The organism is Pantoea sp. PNA 03-3, from assembly GCF_003201175.1.
In the GTDB taxonomy this organism is placed as follows: domain Bacteria; phylum Pseudomonadota; class Gammaproteobacteria; order Enterobacterales; family Enterobacteriaceae; genus Pantoea; species Pantoea stewartii.
In genome coordinates, this window is record NZ_QICO01000005.1 from 233,838 (window position 1) to 253,656 (window position 19,819).

At 53.5% G+C, this 19,819-nt stretch carries 23 protein-coding genes and 1 pseudogene; 9 read left to right on the top strand and 15 right to left on the bottom strand.

Annotation, left to right across the window (positions count from 1 at the left end; translation table 11 throughout):
• Positions 1-17 precede the first annotated feature (17 nt).
• From C7433_RS15870 to C7433_RS15880, 3 genes are read right to left on the bottom strand one after another with little or no spacing between them, the layout of a single operon-like run.
• Positions 18-482: a GNAT family N-acetyltransferase gene (locus tag C7433_RS15870; RefSeq protein ID WP_006122039.1), complete on the bottom strand. Its 465-nt coding sequence runs from the start codon at positions 480-482 to the stop codon at positions 18-20.
• Positions 483-541: 59 nt separating this feature from the next.
• Positions 542-1,144, bottom strand: coding sequence for a LysE family translocator (locus C7433_RS15875; RefSeq protein ID WP_054634070.1), 603 nt, complete (start codon positions 1,142-1,144; stop codon positions 542-544).
• 52 nt (positions 1,145-1,196) lie between these two features.
• A complete protein-coding gene (locus C7433_RS15880) occupies positions 1,197-1,571 on the bottom strand; it encodes a VOC family protein (RefSeq protein WP_006122041.1) in 375 nt (124 codons plus the stop codon).
• A 65-nt stretch (positions 1,572-1,636) separates the two neighbouring features.
• Between C7433_RS15880 and C7433_RS15885 the strand changes: the two are divergent.
• A pseudogene (locus tag C7433_RS15885) lies at positions 1,637-2,030 on the top strand (nuclear transport factor 2 family protein).
• A 17-nt stretch (positions 2,031-2,047) separates the two neighbouring features.
• On the opposite strand, the gene C7433_RS15890 reads toward C7433_RS15885, so the two are convergent.
• Both C7433_RS15890 and C7433_RS15895 read right to left on the bottom strand, forming a co-directional pair.
• The gene (locus C7433_RS15890) at positions 2,048-2,461 is read right to left on the bottom strand and encodes an ASCH domain-containing protein (protein ID WP_110268531.1); all 414 of its coding nucleotides are present in this window, start codon (positions 2,459-2,461) and stop codon (positions 2,048-2,050) included.
• 59 nt (positions 2,462-2,520) lie between these two features.
• On the bottom strand, positions 2,521-3,072 hold the full coding sequence (locus C7433_RS15895) for a thioredoxin domain-containing protein (RefSeq protein WP_110268532.1): 552 nt from the start codon (positions 3,070-3,072) through the stop codon (positions 2,521-2,523).
• 343 nt (positions 3,073-3,415) lie between these two features.
• On the opposite strand from C7433_RS15895, the gene C7433_RS15900 reads away from it, so the two are divergent.
• From C7433_RS15900 to C7433_RS15910, 3 genes are all read left to right on the top strand, one after another.
• Positions 3,416-4,000 carry a flavin reductase family protein gene (locus tag C7433_RS15900; protein WP_058702484.1) on the top strand — a complete coding sequence of 195 codons (585 nt, stop codon included), beginning with the start codon at positions 3,416-3,418 and terminating at the stop codon, positions 3,998-4,000.
• 12 nt (positions 4,001-4,012) lie between these two features.
• Entirely contained in the window at positions 4,013-5,029 is a 1,017-nt protein-coding gene (locus tag C7433_RS15905) for an NAD(P)-dependent alcohol dehydrogenase (RefSeq protein WP_006122045.1), read from the top strand.
• Positions 5,030-5,141: 112 nt separating this feature from the next.
• Positions 5,142-5,669, top strand: a complete 528-nt coding sequence (locus C7433_RS15910) for a sterol desaturase family protein (protein WP_033742309.1) — start codon at positions 5,142-5,144, stop codon at positions 5,667-5,669.
• On the opposite strand, the gene crtB is transcribed toward C7433_RS15910, so the two are convergent.
• From crtB to C7433_RS15940, 6 genes are all read right to left on the bottom strand, one after another.
• A complete protein-coding gene (crtB, locus tag C7433_RS15915) occupies positions 5,608-6,537 on the bottom strand; it encodes a 15-cis-phytoene synthase CrtB (protein WP_039339600.1) in 930 nt (309 codons plus the stop codon). The genes C7433_RS15910 and crtB overlap by 62 nt on opposite strands.
• On the bottom strand, positions 6,534-8,012 hold the full coding sequence (locus C7433_RS15920; RefSeq protein ID WP_006122048.1) for a phytoene desaturase: 1,479 nt from the start codon (positions 8,010-8,012) through the stop codon (positions 6,534-6,536). Before C7433_RS15920 ends, crtB begins: the two co-directional genes overlap by 4 nt.
• 11 nt (positions 8,013-8,023) lie before the next feature.
• On the bottom strand, positions 8,024-9,172 hold the full coding sequence (gene crtY / locus C7433_RS15925; RefSeq protein ID WP_006122049.1) for a lycopene beta-cyclase CrtY: 1,149 nt from the start codon (positions 9,170-9,172) through the stop codon (positions 8,024-8,026).
• Positions 9,156-10,451 carry a glycosyltransferase gene (locus C7433_RS15930; RefSeq protein ID WP_033742308.1) on the bottom strand — a complete coding sequence of 432 codons (1,296 nt, stop codon included), beginning with the start codon at positions 10,449-10,451 and terminating at the stop codon, positions 9,156-9,158. Before C7433_RS15930 ends, crtY begins: the two co-directional genes overlap by 17 nt.
• A 9-nt stretch (positions 10,452-10,460) precedes the next feature.
• Positions 10,461-11,372 carry a polyprenyl synthetase family protein gene (locus C7433_RS15935; protein WP_033742307.1) on the bottom strand — a complete coding sequence of 304 codons (912 nt, stop codon included), beginning with the start codon at positions 11,370-11,372 and terminating at the stop codon, positions 10,461-10,463.
• A 246-nt stretch (positions 11,373-11,618) separates the two neighbouring features.
• Complete coding sequence (locus C7433_RS15940; protein WP_110268533.1) at positions 11,619-12,149, bottom strand: YtfJ family protein; 531 nt, start codon at positions 12,147-12,149, stop codon at positions 11,619-11,621.
• 96 nt (positions 12,150-12,245) lie between these two features.
• Between C7433_RS15940 and C7433_RS15945 the strand changes: the two genes are divergently transcribed.
• A complete protein-coding gene (locus C7433_RS15945) occupies positions 12,246-12,536 on the top strand; it encodes a hypothetical protein (protein WP_369974386.1) in 291 nt (96 codons plus the stop codon).
• Between the two features lie 60 nt (positions 12,537-12,596).
• Here C7433_RS15945 and C7433_RS15950 read toward each other — a convergent pair whose 3' ends face one another.
• Positions 12,597-14,324, bottom strand: coding sequence for a DUF2534 family protein (locus C7433_RS15950; RefSeq protein WP_110268534.1), 1,728 nt, complete (start codon positions 14,322-14,324; stop codon positions 12,597-12,599).
• Positions 14,325-14,391: 67 nt separating this feature from the next.
• A complete protein-coding gene (locus C7433_RS15955) occupies positions 14,392-14,817 on the bottom strand; it encodes a DUF2946 domain-containing protein (protein WP_006122055.1) in 426 nt (141 codons plus the stop codon).
• Positions 14,818-15,023: 206 nt separating this feature from the next.
• Here C7433_RS15955 and C7433_RS15960 point away from each other — a divergent pair, with 206 nt between their 5' ends.
• Positions 15,024-15,965: a D-2-hydroxyacid dehydrogenase gene (locus C7433_RS15960; RefSeq protein ID WP_110268535.1), complete on the top strand. Its 942-nt coding sequence runs from the start codon at positions 15,024-15,026 to the stop codon at positions 15,963-15,965.
• 1 nt (position 15,966) lies between these two features.
• On the opposite strand, the gene glsB is transcribed toward C7433_RS15960, so the two are convergent.
• Entirely contained in the window at positions 15,967-16,887 is a 921-nt protein-coding gene (glsB, locus tag C7433_RS15965) for a glutaminase B (protein ID WP_110268536.1), read from the bottom strand.
• A gap of 22 nt (positions 16,888-16,909) precedes the next feature.
• Between glsB and C7433_RS23650 the strand changes: the two genes are divergently transcribed.
• Both C7433_RS23650 and clcA read left to right on the top strand, forming a co-directional pair.
• Positions 16,910-17,059: a hypothetical protein gene (locus tag C7433_RS23650; RefSeq protein ID WP_155489655.1), complete on the top strand. Its 150-nt coding sequence runs from the start codon at positions 16,910-16,912 to the stop codon at positions 17,057-17,059.
• Positions 17,060-17,142: 83 nt separating this feature from the next.
• Positions 17,143-18,537 carry a H(+)/Cl(-) exchange transporter ClcA gene (gene clcA / locus C7433_RS15970; RefSeq protein WP_033742298.1) on the top strand — a complete coding sequence of 465 codons (1,395 nt, stop codon included), beginning with the start codon at positions 17,143-17,145 and terminating at the stop codon, positions 18,535-18,537.
• Between the two features lie 172 nt (positions 18,538-18,709).
• Here the strand turns inward: clcA and C7433_RS15975 are convergent, their stop codons facing one another.
• Positions 18,710-18,883, bottom strand: coding sequence for a GhoT/OrtT family toxin (locus C7433_RS15975; RefSeq protein WP_006122059.1), 174 nt, complete (start codon positions 18,881-18,883; stop codon positions 18,710-18,712).
• Between the two features lie 342 nt (positions 18,884-19,225).
• Here C7433_RS15975 and C7433_RS15980 point away from each other — a divergent pair, with 342 nt between their 5' ends.
• Positions 19,226-19,762, top strand: coding sequence for a YbhB/YbcL family Raf kinase inhibitor-like protein (locus C7433_RS15980; RefSeq protein ID WP_006122060.1), 537 nt, complete (start codon positions 19,226-19,228; stop codon positions 19,760-19,762).
• Positions 19,763-19,819 lie beyond the last annotated feature (57 nt).

Sequence of the window (19,819 nt, forward strand, 5' to 3'; positions counted from 1 at the left end):
ACGGAAAAGCAGGCTTATCAGGCCCGGTCTGAACGACGGGCCTGATAGATATCGGGTCGGGTAATCGTCCAGGCGTAATCGGGCCGGTTGACGGGCTCGTAACCGAACTTTTTATATAGCCATGGCGCGGTTGAGGTGAACAGTAGCATCCTGCGAAGTTTATCCACGATGGGATGGGACTGACAGCAGGTAATCAGCCAACCTCCCAGACCTGCGCCCTGATACTCTTCCAGCACGTAGACATCACATAAATAGGCAAAGGTGGCGTAATCAGTAACAAAGCGGGCAAATCCGATCTGCTGTTGATGATGAAAAAGGCCAAAATTTAAGCTGTTCTCTACCGACAGGGCCACGGTTTCTCCATCAATACCGGCTGCCCATGTTGAGCGGGTGAGATAGCGATGAATCGCCTCAATATCCATCCTTGCGCGATCTGTCGTGATCAGATAATCGTCTTTATACCATTGCTGAACGGCTACCATCTGTTTCCCTCTGCCTTCCGATATGAATGAAAGTTATGATGACCGCGTTGAGCTGACGATCAGGATACCAGGTTGTGTACGGCAATCACTATCAGCAAAAGGCCCCCTGCCATGTTTACATAGCGTTTCAGAACAACGGGATTCACGCTTTGCGCTGAAAAAACCAGTAGCTGGCTGATAAGCGTGAGCCAGAGACACATCACTACAATGTGTACGGTGGCCAGGCTCAGGAAGGCAGCCAAATCGGTTCTGTCGCCTGTAAACTGGGAAACCACCGTCAGGTAGAACAGGATAGCTTTAGGGTTAATGACGTTGGCCAGCCAGGCGCCTTTTATCGTCACCGCGCTGTCCATGGCGTTCAGCGTAAAGGTTTTTGTCTTTATCCCGGTGATAAACAGCAGTCCGCCAAGCCACAGTAAATAAACGCCCCCCACTATCTTTAGCCAGGTGAACAGTGTGGATGACGCCACCAGCGCCGTCGACAGCCCCAGTCCAATCAGCAGCGCGTGCGTGTAAATACCCAGCGCAGTGCCGAACAGTGTTTTAAACAAGCCTCTGTAGCCTGATGTAAGTGCACTGTTCATCGCCAGAGTGAAACTCGCCCCAGGTGACAGCGCAATCGGCAACAGTGCAGGCAGAAAGCCAGCGAGATTAATATCCAACGGCTCTCCGTTTACAAGGCTTTTTCGCTGCGTGCACAGAACCGATCATACACTATGACGGATTGTAAAAAGCACACAGCTTGTTACCGGTGGGATCTCTGAGATAAGCGACACAGCGACCATCGGTTTCTCTGATATGCGGTGGGGATTCAGCCGAGGTTCCGCCGTTTTCGAGACCCTGCTGATGCCAGCGGAAGACGGCGTCAGATGAGGGCATCGCAAAGCCAATGGTTCCGCCATTGGCAAAGGTGGCGGGTTGACCATTAATGGGCTTAGTGACAATAAAACGCTGGTTATTTTTCGAATAAAAAGGGCGGCCTATGGCATCAATTCCCTGCTCTTCACACGCTATTACGGCAAAAATGGCGTCATAGAATTTTTTAGCCTGTTCAATATCGTCTGTACCAACAACCATATGACTAAACATGATTAACTCCTTTTAACATCGGTAAGCATATACTTAACATACCCGCAATGTGTGCGGAAGAGCTGATGAATGAGCTACCTGTTTTACAGGTTATCAGACGATGCGACAGGGCGATGACTTCCCGTGATTACGACGCATTGATGCAGCACTATGCATAGGATGCCTGCCTGATGATAAAGCCGGGAATGACGGTAACGCGCAAAGCCGCCATGCGTCGTGCTTTTAAGGCCATTGTTCAGGATAAGCGTGTGGTTGAGCAGGGCAGAATGGCGGTCACTGAGGGGGGAAACGGCGCTGGTGATCATGGAAACCGTGCTGCGTTATCCCTGTCAGCAGGAAAACCATGTTGAAACGACCCGGCGCGCCACCTATGTGTTTCGCCGTGACCGTGATGGTCAATGGCGCTGCACCGTTGATTCGGCCTGCTGCCCCGGAATGAAACCGCCCGTTCGGATGTAATACGAACGGGCGGTTAGTCAGATGACTTCCACCAGCTGGAAGGTTTCAAAGATCAGCTCCATTTCGGGACTGAATCCGCCGTTGCGCTGGAAGAAGCGTTGATGTTCACGCTGCCAGTATTCAAGACTCAGGTCGCCTTCTCCTTCCATCATGGCCATTTCCGGCGTGACGCGATCAAAGCGCGTCAGAAAAAGCCCGGTCGTTCTGACGACGCACAGCGGTTTTTTCTCGCCATCTAAAATAATGTTGTAACCGCCAGGCAGCGGCATGACGTCGTCATCGTACCAGCCCTGCAGTGAGCTGCAGGTGGCAATTTTCTTCCCGGTCAGGACCAGGGTCGCCAGTTCATTCGCCAGCGCAGGTGAATCGCCAAATGACCACGACAGTGCGCCAGGATATTTAGCCTTTATTTGTTCCACATTCATTGTCATGGGAATATTACGTCCGTTTATGGGTTATCCACTCAGTTTGTGTGCATCGCAGGAGAATATCAGGCCAGAAGGCGTTCTGCCCACTGTTCAACCGAATCGCCGCTGCCGATATCGGGCTGGACCAGACCATTAATCATGAAGGTTGGCGAGACATGAATCCCGTTCTGACGGGCATACTTACAGTGCCATTTCACCAGATTTTGTAAGTCAGGGCGATCGAAAGCCGCATAAGCATCAACGCCGCTGTAATCCCTGAGCCGTGCCAGGAGTTGGTTAGGCGTGGTGTCCATGTTAGGACCACGGCAGTGGTCAGTGAACTCAAACGCTTCGCGGTGATCGGCCACCGCCTGGAGGACGGCTTTAGCCGCCGCTTTACCTTGTACTGAGGCGGCAAGAATATAGCGCACAATAACCCCGGAATACATATGCCAGGGCTGGGACTGAAGATGGACTTTAAGCGTCATCTTATCTTCTCCGACCAGGCTCAGGAGCGCATCCAGCTTATTGAAAGCCCGAACGGAGAAAGGGCAGGTGGGCTCGATAAAAACTTCAAAAAGATGAGGCCCATGACCCCAGGTAAGCGGTTCTGCCCGTAGTGTTTCAGTGTTCATAGCGGCTCCTGTTGTAAAGCATGAAAGTTGGCTTCAATGACTGTGACAAACTTAGCCAGGTTCTGCCAGTGCAGACCTTATTTTAAACTGATAAGGATTAATCTCATTTCTCCCACATCAAACCAAACCAAACTAGAATTAGCTATCCGGCGGTTTCGCTTTAAAGGCCAGCACTATCAGATTTCATCAATGTTAAATCATGATATTAAACATTATTTTTAACGTTAAGGCACAAAGCGGCAAACTGAAGCGAAATAAAAGCCGCTAAGGTAACGCGCTTTATTCCCTGATATTGGGGTTCAGTCGCGTTATTTATGCCTGGTTCAGGTCTGAGGAACACTGCATGTCGCATTTTCGTCCGGTAGCGCTGGAACACGCAAGCCGTCTGCTTAATCACGGTCCCACGGTGTTAATTACCAGTCGCGACAGTCAGTCAAAGCGCCGCAACATCATGGCCGCAGCCTGGTCGGTACCCGTTGAGTTCACACCAGCAAGAATGGCTATCGTTGTGGATAAATCCACATTGTCACGTGAGATCATTGAAGCCAGCGGGGCATTTGGCATTTGTGTACCGGCGGCGGGTTTTGTGGATATGGCTTATGCGGTGGGCAGCACGTCCGGGCGCGATCAGGACAAGTTTGCCGACTTCGCTATTCAGGCACACGAAAGTCCGCACTATGGCGTGCCGTTGCTGGAAGAGAGCTGTGTCGCGTGGATGGAGTGCCGTCTGCTGCCTGAAACGGAAGCGCAACAGGCCTATGACACGCTGTTTGGTGAGGTGATCACTGCGGCGGCTGACAGCCGGGTATTTTATGACGGCCGCTGGCATTTCGAGGCCGTGGATCCCGCGCTCCATACATTACATCATCTTGGCGGTGGTCAGTTCGTGACCGTTGCGAATACGCTGACTGCCAAATCAACGCGTTAAAAGAGGTACAGAATGACAATTAAGAGTTACGCAGCCATGCAGGCGGGACAAGCGCTGGAGCGTTACGACTATGATCCCGGCCCGTTGGACGCTGAAGATGTTGAAGTCGAGGTTGAGTATTGTGGTGTCTGTCACTCCGACCTGTCGATGATCGATAACGAGTGGGGAATCTCGGCTTATCCCGTGGTTGCTGGCCATGAGGTCATCGGACGCGTAGCCGCACTGGGCGACAGTGCAAAAAATAAAGGGCTGAAAGTCGGTCAGCGCGTGGGCATTGGCTGGACGGCCAAGAGCTGCCAGCACTGCGATCCCTGCATTAGTGGCGATCACGTTAACTGTGCACAGGGTACGACGACGACCATCGGCAACCACGGCGGTTTCGCTGAGAAGCTGCGTGCTAACTGGCAATGGGTCATTCCGCTGCCGGAAAAACTGGATCCTGCCACGGCAGGCCCACTGCTCTGCGGCGGTATCACGGTATTTAAGCCTCTGCTGATGCACAACATCACGGCGATGAGCCGGGTTGGTGTGATCGGAATTGGTGGACTGGGTCATATCGCCATTAAAATCCTGCATGCCATGGGGGCGGAAGTAACGGCGTTCAGTTCATCTGAAAGCAAAAAGCAGGCTATCCTCGACATGGGGGCAGACCATGTGGTGAACAGTCGCGATCCCGAGGCGCTGAAAGCGCTGGCCGGTCAGTTCGATCTGATTATCAGCACTGTCGCGGTCGATCTTGACTGGCAGCCGTACTTTGCGGCACTGGCTCCTCGCGGCAAGTTCCATACGGTCGGCGCGGTGCTGAAACCTTTCGATGTCCCGGCTTTTAGTCTGATTCTGGGCGACCGTGCCGTTACTGGCTCGTCAACAGGCTCTCCGGCTCAGTTACGTTCACTGCTGAAGCTGGCTGGTCGTGCGGATATCGCCCCGACGGTAGAGTACTTCCCAATGTCCAAAATTAACGATGCGCTGGCGCACGTACGCGCGGGTAAAGCCAATTACCGCGTGGTTCTGAAGGCGGATTTCTGATGCCAGGCGCGCCTTTCTGGCGCGCCTTTTCTCTTTCCCGTAAGTAGACGGGCTAATCTCTGTTAAAATTAACTCCTCACGCTTGATGCCGGACGTCTGTACTGGAGAGATTATGTTGTGGATTTGGAATGCCCTGATCGTGTTTATCACCGTGGTCGGCATGGAAGTGGTTGCTGCACTGGCACATAAATACATCATGCACGGCTGGGGTTGGGGCTGGCATCTTTCACATCATGAACCGCGTAAAGGCGCATTTGAAGTTAACGATCTCTATGCCGTGGTATTCGCTATTGTGTCGATTGCCCTGATTTACTTCGGCAGTACAGGAATCTGGCCGCTCCAGTGGATTGGCGCAGGCATGACCGCTTATGGCTTACTGTATTTTATGGTCCACGACGGACTGGTACACCAGCGCTGGCCGTTCCGCTACATACCGCGCAAAGGCTACCTGAAACGGTTATACATGGCCCACCGCATGCATCATGCTGTAAGGGGAAAAGAGGGCTGCGTGTCCTTTGGTTTTCTGTACGCGCCACCGTTATCTAAACTTCAGGCGACGCTGAGAGAAAGGCATGCGGCTAGATCGGGCGCTGCCAGAGATGAGCAGGACGGGGTGGATACGTCTTCATCCGGGAAGTAACTGCCTGACCGGATGCCGTCAGCAAAAGCGTTAATTTTTCGGCGGTGGACGTGGACTGGCGATGATCCCAGGCCTGCTTACCGGCCTGTTCAACTTTCACGCCAATTTTACGGTACACCTGCTTCGCTGTCGCGATGGCCCAGGCCGAGCGTAAGGGTAATTGTGCCAGACCGGCCATCGATGACACGTAATAGGGTTCCGCTTCCCGTACCAGTCGCCCGGCGATACGGCTTAAGGCCTGCCGGTTTTCTGGCGCAGCATAATTCGCTTTCGTCAGTCCTTCCTGTTCCAGCCAGCTTTCAGGCAGATAACAGCGGCCCACCTGAGCATCGTCGACAATATCACGCGCAATGTTGGTCAACTGGAAAGCCAGCCCGAGATCGCAGGCGCGATCGAGCGTGGCGTTATCGCGAACGCCCATAATTTGCGCCATCATCAGGCCCACAACACCGGCGACGTGATAGCAATAACGCAGCGTATCGTCCAGTGTCAGGTAGCGCGTTTCGCGCACATCCATGGCAAAACCTTCCAGATGGTCGAACGCGTAGGCGGGAGCGATATCATGCGCCATCGCGACTTCCTGAAACGCGGCAAAAGCGGGCTCGTGCATTTGCGAACCGGCGTAGGCCTGACGCGTTTTCATTTCAAGCTGCTGCAGGCGCTGCTCAGGCATCTGCGAAGAGGGCTGGTCGGCATGAAAGCCCAGTGTTTGATCGTCAATGACGTCGTCGCAGTGGCGGCACCATGCGTAAAGCATCAGCACGCTGCGACGGGTTTTGGCGTCGAAAAGTGTCGATGCAGTCGCAAAGCTTTTCGAGCCAACCGCCATGGTTTCGACGGCATGATTCAGTAATGACGTATTCGTCAAATCAGGTCCTCCAGCATTAAGCCTGCCGTCGCCTTCGCCGAGCCGATTACGCCGGGAATGCCCGCGCCGGGATGGGTGCCTGCGCCAACCAGATAAAGATTATCAATGTGCTTATCGCGGTTATGTGGTCGGAACCAGGCGCTCTGGGTCAGAATAGGTTCAACCGAGAAGGCCGAACCTTGCCAGGCATTGAGCTCGTCGCGGAAATCGAACGGCGTAAACATACGGTGCGTCACCAACTGGCTTCGCAAGCCAGGCATGTAATGTTGCTCAAGGTAGTCAAAAATACGATCGCGCAGTCGGGGTCCTTCTACCGCCCAGTCGAGGTTCGCCGTGCCTAAGTGTGGAACAGGCGCCAGCACATAATAGCTGCCGCACCCTTCCGGTGCCAGTGACGGATCCGTGACACAAGGTGCGTGTAAATAAAGCGAAAAATCCTCAGCCAGACCATCATGGTTAAAAATTTCGTGAATCAGTTCACGGTAGCGTGGCCCAAAACAGACGGTATGATGGGCGAGCTGATCGTGATGATGGTTGAGACCAAAATAGAGTACAAACAGTGAGTTACTCATACGCTTGGATTGCAGTTTTTTCGCCTGCTTAGCGGCTGCGGGATGCTGAGACAGCAGATCGCGATAGGTATGTACAACATCAGCGTTCGACGCCACCGCGCAGGTTTCAAACCGTCTGCCGTCTTCCAACTGCACGGCCTGAATCTTGTCCCCAACGGTTTCCATATGACTGACCCGGGCGTTAAGCACGACTTCGCCGCCCAGATCCTGAAACAGCTTGATCATGCCATTGACCAGCGCACCGGTGCCACCGCGTGGAAACCAGACGCCCCATTCCCGTTCTAACGCGTGAATCAGCGTATAAATGGACGAGGTTGCAAACGGATTCCCCCCCACTAAGAGCGAGTGAAAAGAAAACGCCTGCCGAAGATGCTCATCCTCAATGTAGCCGGCAACTTTACTGTAAACGCTGCGCCAGGCCTGCAGCTTTGCCAGCTGGGGTGCGGCCCGAAGCATGTCTTTGAACGATAAAAAAGGCACAGTGCCGAGCTTCAGATAGCCCTCATTGAATACGGCACGCGAATAGTCAAGGAATGCTCGATAACCCGCAACATCGCGCGGATTAAACTGCTGTATCTGCGCTTCTAACTGGGCCTGGTCGTTATCGTAATTGAAGACCTTGCCGGACTCCCAGCACAGGCGATAAAACGGCGTGACCGGCAACAGCTCGACGTAATCCTTAAGCTGTTTACCGGCCAGAGCAAACAGTTCTTCAATCGCGCTGGGATCGGTGATAACGGTAGGGCCTGCATCAAAAGTAAAGCCCTGCTCCTGATAAACATAAGCCCGGCCACCCGGCTTGTCGCGCTGCTCAAGCAGCAAAACAGGAATACCTGCGGCCTGTAAACGAATTGCCAGTGCCAGGCCACCAAAGCCCGCACCAATTACCGTAGTTGGTTTCATGTAGTCGCTCTTCAACGATGAGTCGTCATAATTGCCTGCAATGCCGCGAAAACGGGAACGGGCGGCTTGCCGCTCAGAATGCGTAGCCGATCGGTCACGGTGAGTTTTCCCGCATAAAAGCGGGCAATCAAATCCTCGGGTAAGCCATAGAAACGCTGCATCACACGCCAGCGTGACTCGGCCGGTCCGGCTAAAAACAACATGCGATTCAGCATGCGGAAAAACCCCTGTTGCTGCCAACGTTGCTGGGCGAAGTGAGCAATCGTCTGGTGAACAGAGGAAGAGGTAAACACATCCAGCGCGCTGAGACGATCGGCGAGTGCCACCGCGAGCGGTAGGGAGTAGCCGGTTGTCGGATGAAACAGCCCGGCGCGTAATCCGCTACAGGCTTGTGGTTGCTGTTGCCAAAACTGACGATTATCGCCCGTTAACGTAATGGGCAATGCACCCTGTTCTTCCCGCAGCAACGTCTGTAACGGCCAACCCTGTCGCGCAGCATAATCGCGAATGTTCTGACGCGCCCGTTCGGCCTGAAGATTAGCCTTGTCAATGTAGTGTGTGTCTTCGATCAGCAGTGCGGTTGCGGAAAGCGGCAGGGTATAAACAAAGCGGTAGCCATTTTGCTGATCGACCGTCGCATCCATGATAATCGGTGACGATAAACCATGCGGCGCGCTCAGTTGCCACTCCTGACCGATAAATGCCTGGAATCCTACGCGTAGTGCAGAATCAGGCGTGTAACCCCGTCCGTCGATCACTGTACTGGCATGAATAATCCGGCCATCCGCTAACTGGACCGATTCAGCATGAACGGCTGAAACCGCGGTATGCAGCCATAAATGTTGTCCAAACTGTTGCCGGAGTATCCCGGCGAAATGCCGGGAGGTCACGCAGTAGTAGCCACTGTTCACATGGCGACGGCGTTGGGGGAAACGAACCTGGTAGTCGGGCCAGTGATGGACCACAAGCGGCGCTATCCAGCGATGCTGGTTCAGCGTTAAATCCTCTTCGTGAAAGGACCAGGTATGGTTCCCTCCCGCCTCAGGACCCGCCTCAATAAGCAAGATCCGCATATCCGGATGCTGTTGCTGAAGCCGGAGCGCGATAAGGCCGTTAGCCAGACCGGCACCGACCAGAATGAGATCATAGTGCGGTTGCATAATCCTGCCCACTGAGTACTGGCTGACAGGTCCGCATCGCCTGTTCAACAATATCGGCGGCGGCTGGTGTGCCGCCTGCCAGACGCAATGCGGCCTGAATTTTTGTCATACGCTGCGGGTAATCGGTGTTAGTCAGCAGCGATCGAATCTGCCGCGCCAGCGCATGGCTGGTGGTAAATCGAGACGCACGCTTGCCGATGCCATGATAAACAATTCGTGATGCCACGCCAGGTTGATCAAATGCCAGCGGCAGCGCCAGTAGCGGTGTGCGGGAAGCAATAGCATCCAGTACCGTATTCATCCCACCATGTGTGATTGCCAACTGTGCCTGTGAAAGTGCTGCGGATTGATCGGCAAAATCCACAACCTGAATGTCCCCGCCCCGGGCCAGTTCACCTGCCTGCGTGGCTGAGAGGCCGCCACAGTGTGCCAACAGTAACTGCGCATCCACTTCTTCGCAGGCTTTGGCGATGGTCCTGAACAGGCCATAACGATGCCCCTGCAGGGTGCCCAGCGAGGCAAAAATACGGGGTTTGTCCGGGGACGGAAAATAAGAAGTTGATGACCCCGGCCTCCCCTGAGGTTGCCGTAACGGTCCAACCGCATGAAAGCAGTCGGGCAGCGCTTTGCGGGGAAAATCCAGTTCGGGGATCAACTGGCTGATTTGTGCCAGTGGAGAAAAGCAGTGATGCAGTTTTTCACGCGGGGCTAAACCCATTCTGCAGGCATGATGCGCGATCACACGATCGTGACGTCGCATCAGCCAGTCATAAATTTTTTCGCTGGTGGTATAGCGTTCCCGAGCCGCATCGCTGGTGCCGTATTCGAAAGGCATCACCGCCAGAGGCAAACCCGGTTCGCGGTTGAGCGGCAGCGCGCAGGCCACCGAAACAAACGGCAGGCCTGACGCTTCTGCGATTACTGCACCTGCCGGCTCCATTTGATCAACGATCACGCCCTCTATCTGCAACGCATGAAAAGCGGCGGGCAGTTCCCGGCAAAGCATATCGCTGGTACGTGCCATTTCATTGATCAGTCGTAACATCGAGGGTCCGAGCGGGTGCGCGGCCAGGTGCAGCAGGTGCGATAAGGAACCGGGAGGATGCGTTTGCAGTCCGACGGTCTGGAATCCGATATCGCTGCCCGTTACCAGCGCTTTGCAGTCATGTTGCTGAAAAAACGTAACACGATGACCGCGGGCCACTAATTCCTGAGCAAGGTTTTGCAGAGCGCGAACATGGCTGAAAAAGGGCGGTGCGATCACCGCAAAATGGCTCATGCAGCATCCTTAACTGACGGCAGCGAGTTTTTTGTCAAACCAGGCCTGAATAAAAAGTTGGGTGGTGGAATGGCCGTTTTGGCATGCCGCGGAAAGGTGTTCACTGGCCAGGCGCAAATGCTGTCGCAGGCGTTCTTCGACCGCGCCTGAGCCTAATAAATTGACCAGCGTTGATTTACCTGCATCCTGATTGATGTCTTTGCCGGTATCGGTCATGCCATCGGTAAGATCGTCAAGCAACTGAAAGGCCTGGCCGAGATCGAGCGAGAAACGATGCAGGTTCTCACGCGCTTCGCAGGACGCGTTGGCCGCAATGGACGCCATTTGCGTTGAAGCGCAAAACAGCGTGCTGGTTTTAAACTGATTGGTTAGCAGTATGGCATCGGCGCTGCGGGGTTTATCGCCTTCCGAGAGGTCCTTAAACTGGCCCTGAACCAGACCCTGCATGCCAATCGCAGTGGACAGCTCCGACACCGCGCGAGTTTTGGCTATCGGCGTCAGACCTTCAGCCTCGGCAATCACCCCAAACGCTTTGCTGAGTAAAGCGACCGCCGCCAGAATCGCCACATGTTCACCGTACTGCGTGTGAATGGTGGGACGCCCCCGACGCATCTGCGCATCGTCCATGCAGGGCATATCATCCAGAATCAGCGAGGCAGCATGCACCATTTCAACCGCGCAGGCTAAATCCAGTAATCCCCCGTGACTGATCGCACAGCCAAGATCGCGCGCTGTTAATAACAGCAGCATCGGACGAATACGTTTGCCCGGTGCCAGCGTGCCTTCACGCATCGCGGCACCCACACAATCCCGCTCACCCTGAACCGGCAGTAACTGATCAAGGCGGCTATCAATATCAGCCAGCAACTGCTCAGCCGAAATGCCAGTAAGGTGAACGTGTTTTTTTGCGCAGACCGTCATTCGGGCTGTCCTTATTAACGGATACATTTACGACAACGCTAAAACGTGCGATGCCATTTTAAAAGACACTTTAACTGCCAGAGCATCGTTGGCAGGGCTACCCGTTTTTTTACCGTTCGGGTTTTCAGTTTTTATTGGGCTAAACCCATATAATTAATACTAGTTGAGCTTTAAGAAAAGAGGGGAAATTCATCAACCTCCGTCACTGCCCTCTGCCGGACTGGCTTTAATCACCTGGATCGTTCTTCAGCGCGTCAGCACCCGTAATAGCGAAATAATCTGCGAAATGTCATCCGCGCTCAGGGGAGTGTCTTTGGCAAATTGCACATTGCCTTGTGCGTCAAGAACAATTGCCGCCGCCCCGCCCGGTTTAAGCTGCCAGCGATGGCGGGCAAGGCCACTGCTGTCAATGATGAACTGCTGCCACGGCGACGCTTTTTTACTGGCGCGAATGCTGTTAACCACAAAAATACTGCTGCCCGGCAGCGCATCGTCGGTATTAACGATGGTGGTTGTCTGAAAGGTCTTTTCCGGCAGACTGGCCTGCTGAATGGCGCTGATGAGGCCTGCGGACTGCTCTTTAGCCGATAACCGGCCAGCCACATGAATAAGTAAACGGGCTTTTCCTGTAAGTGACTGACTGTTCCAGGTTTGGTAGTGAATTTGACCGTTGCGTAACTGCATTTCACCTTTATCTGCGACAGAAACGGCCGGAACAGGTTTGCCCATCGTAAATGTGTGAGCATGAGACCAACAGGAAACAAGAAAAAGCACCATCAATCCATAACGTTGCACGTGGTCTTCTCATGTTGTCTTCAGGAGAACTTCCAGCTTAGCAACTTTCTCCCTCTTTCGTCTGTTTAATGCGTGTATATGACGCAGATCAATAAGAATCGCCCTGAATTGAACAAAAATGCAGCATTAACGACAGGTTGGGAGGTGAACATGCATGCAGAGTTTATGACATTACCCGAAATGGCGACCTATCTGGGTATTTCGCAAACAAGCCTGGTCAGAGCGCTTTGCAATCGTGGGGCGTTATATGGGGTACCATTGCCTGAGGGGCTGGAGCATCTGCCTTTGACGCAGCGTCACTGGTTACGCGAGAATGTGCGGCAGTTTAAACATGCGCTACAACGTGCCCATGTTATCCATCATCACTGAACGGACAAAACGTTATTATGCCTGACAGCACTGTCGCCCGCTTTTAGCGGGCGACATTGTTTATTTACCTTGCTCGTCGCTTTCACCCAGGAAGAAGTACCAGAGCGGAATGGACATTAAGCCTGTAAACACTGTTGTATAAAGCAAAATCATCAAGGCCTGCGTGATATACATCATCGCGGTCCAGTCGCTGAACGGAATATTGTATTGCTCAATTACACCACTCACCATGGCGCGAGCCATCACCGTTCCGACAATAATGGCGAGAATGGCGACACTGCGCAGGAAATAGCGCATCTCTTTACGCTTTACTGCAAAACGGGACTGCACAATCGCCAGCGGCGATTGTTGATCTTCCGGCGTAGCGACCACCTGGCGTACCGCACGCTGCGCTTTACGCCAGCGTTGCAGATCCAGCAGCACAAAGACCACTAAACTGACGCCCATCAGCGGCAACGCATAACCCAGAGCCAGGGCGAGAATCAGGCTTGAGCCCTGAAGATAGCGGGGTAACGCCAGCCAGGCCGCGAGCAGCGTTTGCACTGGATTGGCCTGCGGCAGTGCCGGGCGTCGAATCCACCACATGCGGTAGCCGAGCACGATCATGGCGCACAAACCAAAACCAAAGAACGCGAGAAGCAACTGATTGGGTAAGCCAAACAGCACGCCCATATGCGCATCCACGCCCCAGCGCGTAAGTTTTGCGACCAGCGGGAAACGGGCAAACTCAACGTGATCAACAATGCTGAAGTCATGCGGATTTACGGATACCGAGTCGACCTGCGTCGGCCAGCGACGATCTATCTCACTGACCGTCCAGGCCTGGTCAGGGTTTTTGGGCTGGCGCAGCTCAATTTTGGCAGCGTGTAAACCGGCCAGGCGCGCGGCGTGTTCAACGCTGTCCCAGTCCGCGTCCGGCTGATTGAATACGGCGGGCATACTGGCATGATGACCCGGTATTGAAGTCTCCATCACCATGCCGTCCATGTCGGGATGATGATCGGCGTGGGGACCGGCAGGCGCAGAGGGTGCAGCCCCGTTTAATGCCGTTCTGACCTGCGGTGTCAGCCAGCCAAGATCGCTACGCATTTTATCAATATTGCTCCCGGCCCACTGCGACCAGGTCAATCCCGTAACGGAGAAAAAGATCAACCCCAGAGATAACACCAGGCCCAGCGTAATATGCCAGTATCGTGTCAGTGCAAAACCCGTCTTGCGCGTTTTTACCTGACGCCGGGGCCGGGTACCAGACCACAACACGATCCCGCCCAGCGCCGCTACCCACAACCACGACGCCGCGAGTTCACTGTAGTTGCGGCCAACATCCCCCAGCAGCAGTCCACGATGCATCTGGTCAAGCCACATCCGCAGAGGTAACACGCCGCTGGTGCCGTATACGGTCATATCACCTTTGACGCGAAGCGTATAAGGATCGATGAAAACAGAGCGTGACTCTGAGGGGCCTGACTGTGCATCCGTAAATTGCACGCGAGTGGTGTCATGAGCGCCGGGCGCAGGCCGTACCGCATAAATCCGCGCATCACCAACATATCGCCGCGCCGCAGCAATCTGAGCGGACAGCGGCTGAGCGGCACCCACAGGCTCCGCGGTTAACGCATCTTTATAAATTACGTTTTCTATCTGTGGCGTCAGGACATAAAGCGTGCCGGTTAATGCCGCAATAAAAATAAACGGAGCAATAAACAGGCCAATGTAAAAATGCAAACGGCGCAAAACATTCAGTACCGTGCCGCGCGGCGGCGATGTTATTTCTTGTGAAACACGCATAGCGATTCCATATTTCGAGAATACCGGGCTTTTCTTCTTCGTGGATGACGAAGAAGAAAAGATCACATTAAGCTGAGGCGCGCATTTGCAATGGTGGGGCGCGCTGCCGGTAAACCCGCTTGTGGCGCGGTAACAGAGGGCAAAACGTATCGGGAGTCGGTGGGGCCCGGCTAATTAAACACATTAACCAGATGAACGGAATAAACACCCACAGCATAAAGGGGATATGGACCAGCAGATCGCAGTAACCACAGGCACTCATCATCATGCTGTGATCGCCCATGGCCATATCGCTATGGTGATCCCCCATCGGCATGTCGGCCATGATCATATCGTTATGCTGATCCAGCATCGACATGTCGGACATCGCCATCGCGTCACGATTTTCAGCCAGATTTTTGGATACCATCGGTGCAATGAACAACAGCAGCACCGCCAGTATCGCAAGACAGGCGGTAAAACGTTGTCGATTATAATGGGTGGCGTTAATCATCTGAACGGCGGTAGTCGGGTACACGATAGAGGCGGCAGTGTAACGCGTCAGAGGGTTTAGGGTTAAAAGAAATGCCTTTTTGCCCCAAAAAATTAGCACCTTTTGAACACCTTCACTTAATTAGATATTAAGAATAACTTATCTGTTACTGCTGCCATACATTTGAGCAACATTATTCATCCGCAAAACGTGATAAAGGATACGTCATGAAAATCGTAACGCTTGATGGCGGCACGCTGCCCGTCCCTCCTTCTCAACCTGACTGGTGCAGCGACTGGTGTTTTCGTGAAGAAACGCATGACAATGAGATTATTGAGGCGTTAAAGGGTGCAACCATTGCCATCACCAATAAAGTCCCGCTGCGTGCGGCGACGCTGGCGCAGCTTCCTGACCTGCGCTATATCTGCGTCACCGCCACGGGCTTTGATTGCATTGATATTCCGGCGTGTCGGAAACGTGGAATCGTCGTGAGTAATATCCCCGGCTATTCAACGCAAAGCGTTTCAGAATGCGTGATCGCCTTTATTTTTGCGTTGCGTCGCCAGATAGTGGAATACGCGACGCTCACGCGTGAAGTATGGCCTGCGTCTTCTCATTTTTGTTTTCACCGTTCACCGATTCAGGATATTGCGGGGGCAACATTAGGCATTGTGGGAAAAGGAGACATTGGTATCGCCGTGGGCAGGCTGGCACAGGCGCTCGGCATGAAGGTGTGCTTTGCCGAACGCAGGGGCAGCACCAGGGTGCGTGAGGGCTATGTAAGTTTTGACGAGATGCTGGCCGCAAGCGATGTGATTTCGCTGCATTGTCCCCTGAGCGAACAAACCCGGCATCTGATTAACAGTGAAACCCTGAATAAGATGCAACCCCATGCGCTGTTGATCAACACAGCGCGTGGCGGTCTGATTCATGAAGCTGATTTGGCGGAGGCATTGCAACAGGGCACGATAGCCGGAGCGGCACTGGATGTGCTGAGCAGTGAGCCGCCGCCAGCCGATCATCCTCTGCTTCAGGCCGATGTGCCGAATCTGCTTGTCACGCCGCATATTGCCTGGGCAAGCAAAAGTGGTATGCACAATTTGTTGCAAGGCATCATGGTCAATCTGGCTGGCTTTGAGCAAAACCGACCTGTAAATGTTGTCAGCTGAGTCAGAATATTGAGCGGCCCAGCCTGTCAGTCAGGCACTCCAGCGCGGCAGTGCCTGCCAGCGAGTTGCCTGCACTGTCCAGCCCGGGTGACCATACCGCTATACTCATTTCGCCCGGGACCACGGCAATAATACCACCACCAACGCCCGATTTAGCGGGCATGCCGACACGCCAGGCAAATTCACCCGCCCCATCGTACATGCCACTGGTGATCATCAAGGCATTGATTTGCCGGGCCTGACGGGAGGTGATGAGCGCCGAGCCGTCAAGCGTTTTTCCCTGGTTTGCCAGGTAAATAAAACTGCGGGCCAGTTCAATACAGTTCATGGACAATGAGCAGTAGTGAAAGTAGGTCTGCATCACGTTGGTCACGTCGTTGTCAAAATTGCCAAATGACTTCATTAACCAGGCGATAGCTGCGTTGCGGGCTGAGTGTTCAAACTCTGAACGCGCGACATGACGATCGTACTGAATATCAGGTTGCTGGCTCAGTTGACGGATAATCTCAAGCATACGCTGGCGCGGTGCTGTAAGACGCGTTTCAAGCAAATCACAGATCACCAGCGCGCCGGCGTTAATAAAAGGATTACGCGGTTTTCCCTGCTCAAGTTCAAGCTGAACCAGTGAATTGAACGGCTGACCTGAGGGCTCTTTACCCACGCGTTGCCAGATCTCCGCATCCTCATAGCGCGTCAGTGCAACAGTTAAGGAGAGGACTTTAGAAATCGACTGGATGGAAAAGCGCGTTTCAGCATCACCCGCCCGAAAGACTGTGCCGTCACGCAGACAGACGGCAATACCTAAATGATCGGCAGCGACGTCGGCCAGTGCCGGAATATAATCGGCTACCTTACCGCGATGAATTAAGGGACGAACCTGTTCAAGAACCTCTTCCAGCAAGGCATTACTCAGCGTGGTCACACGTTTCACTCCAGAATAAGCGATGATGGCGCAGGATGATGAGCGCCCTTCAGGCGCAAATCAATGGTTTATGGATAAAATTGCCGTGCACATCCTGAAATCATGTTCTTCGCGTGTAGCGAGCGGCAGAACAGCAGGCGTTGCTGGCGTAGTAAAATCCAGAGATAAATAAAAGCGAGGAATAATGCTGCAAATGCGCTAACCTCTCGATTTAATTTGGGTCGTCAGTTTTCAGCAGGATATTTGAGGTCAGGCATGCGCGCTTCTGTTTCAAACCGACACGGGATTTTTCGGCCTCGTCGGCTTCGTCTGTTGCAATATATTATACGTCGAGACAAAACACCGGCCGCGTTGCTGCTGATGGCCGCGCTGGTGGGTGTGCTGACTGGCCTGACCGCGGTGGCGTTTGATAAAGCCGTTGGCTGGGTGATTCATTCGCGGGTCAACTGGCTGAGCCAGCATGAAAATAATGTCTTTCTTCTTGGCTGCTATGCTTTTATTTTTTCCGCCGTGCTGGCCGCGACAGGCTATTTTCTTGTCAGGCGCTTTGCGCCGGAAGCAGGCGGTTCGGGCATTCCTGAAATCGAAGGTGCGCTGGAAGAACTGAGGCCAGTGCGCTGGTGGCGCGTGTTGCCGGTTAAATTCTTTGGCGGACTTGGCGCAATTGGTTCTGGCATGGTGCTGGGTCGTGAAGGCCCGACGGTTCAGATTGGTGGTAACATCGGGCGCATGTGCCTCGATATCTTTCGCATGCGCTCCTCTGAATCCCGCCACACTATTTTGGCTACCGGGGCCGCATCAGGTCTGGCCGCAGCCTTTAATGCACCGCTGGCGGGCATTCTGTTTATCATTGAAGAAATGCGCCTGCAGTTCCGCTTTAGCCTTATCTCCATTAAAGCCGTGTTTGTGGGCGTCAGTACGTCAAGCATCGTTTTTCTTGCGCTGAACGGTAATCAGCCCATTATCAATATTGGTCAGTTAAAAGACGCTCCGATCCAGACGCTCTGGTTATATTTACTGCTGGGGATTTTATTTGGCGGTTGTGGCGTCGCTTTTAATCGCCTGATATTTACCCTTCAGGATCTGTTTCAAAGGCTGCATCAGGGACGGACATCACGCTGGGTCCTGGGTGGGGCGTTATTGGGCGGCTTATGTGGCTTACTGGGGCTGATATTGCCCCAGGGCGTAACCGGCGGGATTACGCTCATCCCCGACTTTACCGCAGGAAACTATACATCGATTGCCTTACTGTCCTTATTTTTATTGCGGGCGGTCGTCACGCTACTGTGTTTTGCCTCTGGCGCCCCAGGGGGCATTTTCGCCCCCATGCTGACGCTGGGCACCTTACTGGGTACCTGCGTGGGGCAACTGTGCGTTAACCTGTTCCCAGCCTATCATCTTGAAGCCGCGACGTTTGCCGTAGCAGGCATGGGCGCCTTGTTTGCCGCTTCTGTTCGGGCACCGCTCACCGGAATTATTCTGGTACTGGAGATGACCAACAATTATCAGTTGATCCTGCCGATGATTATTACCTGTCTCGGTGCGACACTCTCTGCACAGTATTTCGGCGGTACACCGCTGTATTCAACGATACTGGCACGTACGCTGGCAAAACAACAACCTCAGGAGGAGGGGGCAACGGCGCGGTAAAAGCATCCCGATTACGGCAGGCAGGGCGCGCGCCATCTGTAAAAGGATGGCGTCCGTATGTAAAGCAGACTGCGCGGAACAGGTGCGATATCACGCAGGCTTGTGCAGGGAAACGTCTGGCCGGGAGAAAAGCGATCAGGAAAAGCCAGCCGGCACGGGCAGGAGAAAGGCCTTAAAACAACGCGAACATAAGGGCGACGGGGAAACTCATCGGCCAGGTTGCACCCACCAGAAAGGCACTCAGTAATTTAATGCTGAGTTTGTCGCGGGCGATAAAAAACGTAATAAGCGCGGCAACAAAAGCAACCACGCCGTAGAAAACCAACATGTGTTGATAAAGTGTCATTTGAGCCCTTATCCCTGATTCATGATTTGTTACGATCATGCGGTTTTTTGTGACTTAGATCAAGTATCAGACCTTTTGTGTAAATAAAAAAACAATGCCTTTCTGAGAAGGTAAACCGTAGAGCAGACAAGGTGAGCTGGCGATTTCATGCTGAAATCGTCGAAAATTCAGGCGATTATGTTACGGCATGCTCGCGCTTACCGTAAGCCTTCAGGCTGACGACAGCCCTCGCTTTCATAGCCCCTCATGCGTCTGCACAGCCAGGCTTTGCGACATATACTGTTTACGGCAACGTGCCTCACGCTTACCTCCTCTTAATACGGTTTCGCACAGGAGTACCCGGTGAATAAACTGATTTCTCTGCTATTAATTTGTTTGAGTCCTGCGGCATTGGCTTTGACGCTGCAGTCAAAAGATTTTAGTGATAATGGCGTGCTGGATAAGAAGTTCGCGGGCGCAGATAAAAGTAAGCCAGCCTGTACCGGGCAGAATGTTTCTCCTGAACTCAACTGGTCCGAAACACCGGCGGGCACAAAAAGCTTTGCCTTGCTGATGACCGATCCTGTTGGCGCAAAAGGGCTCGGGGTTACGCATATGGTGGCGTACAACATTGCCGCTGAACGCAGCGCATTTGCTCAGGGCGAACTGACGCAGGGGAAAGGCTATACCGGCGGTAAGAATTCACCGGGTACGGCGCACTATTATGGTCCTTGTCCCCCTGTGGGATCTGGGCTTCATCACTACAACTTTGTGCTTATTGCCACAGACCTGCCGCCGTCTGCGCTTGAAGCCGGTTTAACGCATGATCAACTGCTGAGTAAACTTAAAGGGCATGCGCTGGCTGCTGCAAGCACCGTCGCCCGTTTCGGCAATGACTAACGCGCTATGCGATCAAAAAAACACCCTGCATGTGCAGGGTGTTTTTCGTGAGTTTGC